This is a genomic window from Aeromonas sp. sif2433, from assembly GCF_019218705.1.
GTDB classification, from domain to species: Bacteria; Pseudomonadota; Gammaproteobacteria; order Enterobacterales; family Aeromonadaceae; genus Aeromonas; species Aeromonas encheleia.
In genome coordinates, this window is record NZ_JAHUXD010000015.1 from 64,256 (window position 1) to 71,034 (window position 6,779).

The window sequence follows — 6,779 nt, forward strand, 5'->3', positions numbered from 1 at the left end:
CCCCTTGACCCTGCCATCCGACTCCCAGCCACTGCAGCCCTGGCCTGAGTATCTGCAGGCCTCCTGGCTGCGCTGCGCCCATCAGACCAGCAGCCACCTCTGGCACCCGCCCCACAGCGCCAAGGGGCAGACCCTGCACAGCCTGCGCCAACGCAAGCGGGATCTGCTCACCACAGGCGAGATGGCGATGGAGGATCTCTACGAATTCATGGAGGGGCGCCCCTGCGCCCTGCTGCTCACCGACGAGAGCGGCTGCCTGCTGGCCCGCACCGGCCACGGCGAGACGCTTGCGGAACTCGAGGCGCTGGGCTTTGGTCTCGGCGCCTTCTTCAGCGAGGGGCGCATCGGCACCAATGCCATCAATCTGGCGGCGCTGGAGGGGGTGCCGCTGTGCGTCAGCGGTCCCCAACACTTCAACCAGACCCTGCATCCCTGGCACTGCTGCGCCAGCCCGGTCTACAACAGCAACGGCCGCCAGGTCGCCATCATCGCCCTGGTCTGCAAGGTGGACGCGGCGACCCTGGGGGATCTGGCGCTCACCGTCAGCGCCGGTCGCGAGCTGGCTCATCTGCTGCAGATGGAGCGCCTGATGCAGGAGTCCCAGCACCACCTGAGCGAACTCTACGCCCTGCTCGATGGCATGGACGACGGCGTGCTGGCCTGGGATCCGCAAGGCAAGCTGCGCTACCTCAACGCGCTGGCGGCACACAGGCTGCGGCTCGATCCGGATCTCTGCCTCGGCCAGCCGCTGGAGCGGCACCTGCTGCTGCCCCAGCGCCTGCTGCTCGCCATCCAGGGCCAGACCCCGCTCAGCCACGTGGAGGTGACCCTGGAGCGGCTAGGCGAGCAGTCCGGGGAATTCATCAATGCGCTGATAAGCCTCAAGCCGCTGCCCGGGCCCGACGGGGTCAGCTTTATCGCCCTGTTCCATCCCATCGACAGACTGCGCGCCATCAACCAGCTGCGCCAGACGGTGCCCGAGCTCTCGGCCCTGGTGGGGGAATCGAGCGCCATGCGCAAGCTGTTGCGCCACGCCCGCCAGGCGGCCCGCAGTCAGGGGCCCATGCTGCTGCGCGGGGAAGAAGAAGTGGGCAAGGCGCAGCTGGCGGAAGCCATTCACTTTGGCAGCGAGCGGGCCGCCGGGCCCCTCATCAGCCTCAACTGCCAGGCGCTGCCGAGCGAGCGGATGGCGCTGGAGCTGATGGGCTCCGACGAGGCGGGGCAGGAGCGGGCCGGCAAGTTCGAGCTGGCCCACGGCGGCACGCTAGTGCTGGAGCAGGTGGAGTATCTGCCCGCCCCCATGCAGGCGGCGCTGCTGCAACTGCTCAAGACCGGCCGCATCCAGCGCTTCGACTCGGCCCGCATCCTGCCGCTCAAGGTGCGGATCATCGCCACCAGTAGCGCCGCGCTGGAGCAACGAGTGCAGGAGGGGCTCTTCGGTCGCCAACTGCTCTACGCCCTGCAAGGGTGCGAGCTGTGGCTGCCGAGCCTGCGCGAGCGCGGGGCCGACTTGCCAGCCCTCATCCGCCAGCAGCTGGCGGCGCAGGGGCGCGAGCCCATCCGCCAGTTCAGCTCGGCGGCCCTCGACTGCCTGCTGGCCTACCCCTGGCCCGGCAATCTGGGGGAGCTGCGCAGCGCCGTCGAACACGCCCAGCTCCACGGCAACGGCGAATCGATCCCGCCGGAGGCACTGCCGGCGGCCATCCGTCACGGCTATCAGCAACAGGAAGACGAGGTGGTGGGACAGCCGCTGCTCACCCTGGCAGAGCTGGAGCGCCAGGCCATCCTGCGCTGCGCCCACGCCTGCAAGGGCCAGGTCAGCCTGATGGCGCAGCAGCTGGGCATCGGCCGCACCACCCTCTGGCGGCGGCTCAAGCTCATCGGCCTGGATCCCGCCGACTATCACGGCTGACGGCGGCTCGGGTCGCGATTCGGCCCGGCAACAACCGGCAGAGAGAGCAACAAAAAGGCCCCGCGGTGGCGGGGCCTGAGCAAGAGGATAGGCGGTGAGGATCAGTCGCCGAAGCGCTCGTCGGCCAGCTGTTGGAAGCAGGCTAGGGCGGCGGCGGCATCTTCCCCCCGCGCCAGCAGGCTGAGCCTGTCCCCCTGGCGTACGTTGAGCATGGCCAGCCGGGTCAAGCTGCGGGGATTGACCTCCTTGTCGCCGCGCAGGAGGCGCAACTCGGCGGCGAAGGGCTTGAGGGCCGCCACCAGACGGGCGGCCGGGCGCACATGCAGGCCATGGGGGTTGTCGACCACCACCTCGCAGCGCAGCCAACCCTCATCGGCCGGCGGTGCCGCCTCGATCACTGCCGGAGCCTCCTTGGCGGGCAGCATGGCCTGCTTGGGGCCCAATGCCCCGAGCGCCTCGGCCGCCACCTCATCCAGACCCAGACCGGCACCTGCCGCCACCACGGCGGCCAGGGTACCCTCGACCAGCGGTGCCGGGCAGAGCCGCACCCTGGCGCTCAGCTCGGGGGGCAGCAGCTCGAGCGCTGTCTCGGCGCTCAGCAGGGCGCTGCCGAGATCCATCAACACCAGCACGCCACTGCCGTCGTCTGCTTCTTCGATCGCACTCATCACGGCGATGGCGTCCGTGCCGATGGGGTGCGCGGGGTCATCGACCCCGGCCGCCAGCAGCAGGCGCGCCGGGCTGCCCAGCTGTGCGGCCAGCTCCTGCAATCCAGCCGCCAGGGTGGCGCTGTGGGAGACCACGACTATGCCGATCATGCTACAGCCTCGCTCTGTCACGCAGGGCGGTCAGCAGCAGCAGGGTCGAGGTGGCCCCGGCATCCTGATGGCCTATGCTGCGCTCGCCAAGGTAGCTGGCGCGCCCCTTGCGGGCCTGCATCTGTATGGTCGCCTCGGCACCAGCCGCGGCCGCCACCACCGCCTTGTCCAGCGCCTCGGCCAGCGGCAGCGCTTGCTGCTGCGCCAACTGCAGGGCCGCCAGCGCCGGCCACCAGGCATCGCACATGGTCTTGTCGCCGGGCTCGGCACGGCCGCGGGAGACTATCCCCTCCACCCCGTCGCTCAGCATCTTGCCAAGCTGGCTCAGGGTCAGACTCTGGCAGGCGTCGGCGCTGGCCGCCGCCCGGATGAAGAAGGTGCCGTAGAGCGGGCCGCTGGCGCCCCCCACGGAGGAGAGCAGGGTCATGCCGGTGGTTTTGAGCACCTGGCCGATATCCTTGCCCGCCACCGCGGGCAGCTTCTCGGCCACCTTGGTGAAACCGCGCTGCATGTTGAGGCCGTGGTCGCCATCGCCGATGTCGGTATCCAGGGCGGTGAGGTAGTCACGCTGCTCGGTGAAGATGTGCTCGCAATCGAGCAGCCAGTTGACGATTTGATGCTTGCTTAACATGGACTTTCCTTAGCAGCCGCGACGCAGGGCGGGGGTATTGACGGGAGCATCCCACAGGGTCATCAGCTCGTCATCCACCTTGAGCAGGGTGATGGAGATGCCGGTCATGTCGAGGGCTGTGCAGTAGGGGCCGATCAGGTTGCGCACCGGATGGATGCCCGCAGCCTCACACAGGGTGGCGAGTCGGCCATAGACGCCGTACAGCTCTGAGAGGGGGGTGCCCCCCAGGCTGTTGACCAGCACTATGACCCTGTCTCCCTCATTTAGCGGCTCGATGAAGCTGTGCTCCTCCTGCCAGCTGCCGGAGGCTCTGTCCCAGTGGCGCAGGGTGCGGCCATAGGGGCTGTTGTCCGCCAGCTCCCTGAACATCTCATCCACCAGGGTATCGAGATCGGTGAAGGGGCGACGCGCTATGCCGGGTTCACCGTGGATACCGACCCCGAACTCCATCTCGTTGTCCCCCAGGGTGAAGGAGGGTTTGCCAGCGGCAGGCACGGTACAGGCGTGCAGGGCCACGCCTATGGTACGACTCTGGTTGTTGATGCGGCGGGCCAGCGCCTCGCAGCGCGCCAGGTCATAGCCAGCCTCGGCGGCGGCCCCCACCAGTTTCTCGCACAGCACAGTGGTGGCAACGCCACGACGGCCGGCGGTATAGAGGCTGTCCTTCACCGCCACGTCGTCATCGATCAGGGAGAAGCCGACCTGGATACCATCGCCGTGCAGCAACTCCACCGCAGTCTCGAAGTTGAGCACGTCACCGGTGTAGTTCTTCACCAGGAACAGCACCCCGGTACCACCGTCGACCGCCTGGCCGCACTCGTACATCTGATCCGGGGTCGGGGAGGTGAAGATCTCGCCGGGGCAGGCGCCATCCAGCATCCCCTTGCCCACCAGGCCGCCGTGCATCGGCTCGTGACCGCTGCCACCGCCGGACACCAGCGCCACCTTGCCCGGCACGGGGGAATCGGCACGGGTGATGTAGTGAGGTTCGATACGGACCCTGAGCTCGGGGTGGGCGGCGGCCATCCCCATCAGTTGTTCACGGACCACGGCATCGACGGCATTGATCAGCTTCTTCATGGCTCACTCCTTGGTTTGCCACCGCACGGGTGGGCAAATGGTTGATGGAGCCAGTCTAACGGGATAGTGCGGGATAAAAATGATGGCCCGTTCGGTTCGGATCTGAAACAAAAAGAGTCGGCCCGGCGTTTCATTTTGAAACCCGATGAGGCAAGCAGGGGGAAAATTGCCAGCCACCTCACAGCAATAAAAAAGGGCCCCGCAGGGCCCTTCTCTATATCTGAAAATATCTGGGTGGGTCAGATGGCCCAGCCACCGGCGTAGAAGGTCACCAGCGCCAGGGCGATGATGACGGTGCCGACGTTGAGCTTCTTCCACTCGGCGGCAAACAGGCGGCCAATCACCAGTGCCACGAAGCCCAGCATGATGCCGGTGACTATGTTGCAGGTGAGCACGATGAAGACGGCGCACAACATGCCGGCCAGCGCATCGACCGAGTCGCTGAAGTCCAGCTTGGTGACGTTGCCCAGCATCAGCAGACCGACGTACATCAGCGCCGGTGCTGTGGCGTAGGCCGGCACCAGATAGCTCAGCGGGGAGAGGAAGATCATCAGCAGGAACAGCACGCCGACCAGGGCCGCGGTCAGGCCGGTCTTGCCACCGGCGGCGGTGCCGGCAGCCGATTCGATGTAGACGGCGGCAGGGGCACCGCCCACCATACCGGCCACCATGCTGCTGACAGAGTCGGCGGTCAGGGCCTTGCCGCCACTGATGATGTGACCACGCTCGTTGACCAGACCCGCCTGACCCGCGACAGCGCGGATGGTGCCGGTGGCATCGAACACGGCCGTCATCACCAGAGCCAGCACGGTCGGGATGACGACAGGGTTGAGCGCCCCCATCAGATCCAGGCTACCGACCAGGGAGCCCTTCTCACCGGTCAGACTCGGCATGGCGAAGAAGCCCTGCCAGGTCACCTTGGGGTCGAAGAAGAGACCCAGCACAGAGATGGCGACTATCACCATCAGGATGCCGCCCGGCACCTTGCGACGCTCCAGCCCGAAGATGGCGGCCAGCCCCAGCACCGTCATGATGACCGGGAAGGAGGTCACCTCACCGAGCTGCACCGGCAGGCCGGCCCCTTCGTTCTTGATCACCATGCCGACGCCATTGGTGGCGATCAGCAGCAGGAACAGGCCGATACCGATGCCGGTGCCGTGGGCTATGCCGGACGGCAGATTGGCCAGGATCCACTGGCGCACACCGGTGACGCTGATCAGGGTAAACAGCACCCCCATCCAGAAGATGGCACCCAGCGCAACCGGGATACTCAACCCCTGCCCCAGCACCAGGCTGAAGGCGGTAAAGGCGGTGAGGGAGATGGCGCAGCCGATGGCCATCGGCAGGCGGGCCCAGAGCCCCATCAGCAGGGAGCCAAAGGCGGCGATCAGACAGGTGGCGACGAACACAGGCCCCTGCTCAAAGCCCGCGACACCCAGCATGTTGGGCACCACTATGACGCTGTACACCATGGCCAGGAAGGTGGTCAGCCCGGCCAACAGTTCCTGGCGCACGCTGCTGCCGCGCTCGGAAATGGAAAAATAGGAATCCAAAAAGCTGCCTCTTCCTGCTTGGGCGGCCATATCTTGCGTTGCCATAACTCATCCTAAAAGTGTGAAGGAAATCGTTTGCTTTTATGGCTGCGCAAAATAGCAAGAATTCACCCAGATTGCAGCGACTTCTCCGACTTTTTCCACAAAGTCGAGAGGAAGGGCGCCATTCGTCACCCACCGCCATCCCCTGAATGGGCCGACCAGCCAGAAAGAGGGCTCCTATACTGCAAAGACCCCCTTCCGCCAGACTGGAGATGACCCATGCACACTCGCAATCTGCTGAACGATATTCCCTCCCCTCTGCCTGCCGAACTCTTTCAGGATCTGGTGAGCACCAATCATCTGCGGATAGAGCGCATCGTCTCCCTGGGGCATCAGACCGCACCTGGCGAGTGGTACGATCAGGATGAACACGAATGGGTGCTGATCGTGCAGGGCGAGGCCAGCCTGCTGTTTTCCGATCCGCAAACCGATGAACAGCAGCTGGTGCTGCTGGGGCCGGGCGATCACATCAATATCCCCGCCCGCCAAAAACATAGGGTGGAATGGACCCACCCTGAGACGCCCACTATCTGGCTCTGCGTATTCTACTGACGAGCTATGGTGGTGGGCAAACAGGCCGCCGAGGCAAGGCAGCTGAGGGTGAACCGGGGGGATTTGGCAAATTGCAGACATGAAAAAAAGCCCAGTCTTTCGACTGGGCTTCTTAATCATTGGCGGAGCGGACGGGACTCGAACCCGCGACCCCCGGCGTGACAGGCCGGTATTCTAACCAACTGAACTAC

General features: G+C 65.7%; 6 protein-coding genes. 2 read left to right on the forward strand and 4 right to left on the reverse strand.

The genetic code is table 11. The features are described from left to right. Positions 1-10: 10 nt before the first annotated feature. Positions 11-1,912, forward strand: coding sequence for a dihydroxyacetone kinase operon transcriptional regulator DhaR (gene dhaR, locus KW825_RS18685; protein WP_218330052.1), 1,902 nt, complete (start codon positions 11-13; stop codon positions 1,910-1,912). A gap of 101 nt (positions 1,913-2,013) precedes the next feature. Here dhaR and dhaM read toward each other — a convergent pair whose 3' ends face one another. The 4 genes from dhaM to KW825_RS18705 form a co-directional block, all read right to left on the reverse strand. Then, the gene (dhaM, locus tag KW825_RS18690; protein WP_218330044.1) at positions 2,014-2,730 is read right to left on the reverse strand and encodes a dihydroxyacetone kinase phosphoryl donor subunit DhaM; all 717 of its coding nucleotides are present in this window, start codon (positions 2,728-2,730) and stop codon (positions 2,014-2,016) included. Between the two features lies 1 nt (position 2,731). Further along, complete coding sequence (dhaL, locus tag KW825_RS18695) at positions 2,732-3,361, reverse strand: dihydroxyacetone kinase subunit DhaL (protein WP_218330045.1); 630 nt, start codon at positions 3,359-3,361, stop codon at positions 2,732-2,734. A 9-nt stretch (positions 3,362-3,370) separates the two neighbouring features. Next, positions 3,371-4,441 (reverse strand): dihydroxyacetone kinase subunit DhaK, encoded by a 1,071-nt coding sequence (gene dhaK / locus KW825_RS18700; protein WP_218330046.1) that lies wholly within the window; start codon positions 4,439-4,441, stop codon positions 3,371-3,373. Between the two features lie 239 nt (positions 4,442-4,680). Continuing rightward, positions 4,681-6,039 carry an NCS2 family permease gene (locus KW825_RS18705; RefSeq protein WP_218330047.1) on the reverse strand — a complete coding sequence of 453 codons (1,359 nt, stop codon included), beginning with the start codon at positions 6,037-6,039 and terminating at the stop codon, positions 4,681-4,683. 216 nt (positions 6,040-6,255) lie between these two features. Here KW825_RS18705 and KW825_RS18710 point away from each other — a divergent pair, with 216 nt between their 5' ends. Continuing rightward, the gene (locus KW825_RS18710) at positions 6,256-6,588 is read left to right on the forward strand and encodes a cupin domain-containing protein (protein WP_042653433.1); all 333 of its coding nucleotides are present in this window, start codon (positions 6,256-6,258) and stop codon (positions 6,586-6,588) included. The last annotated feature ends 191 nt before the right edge of the window (positions 6,589-6,779 follow it).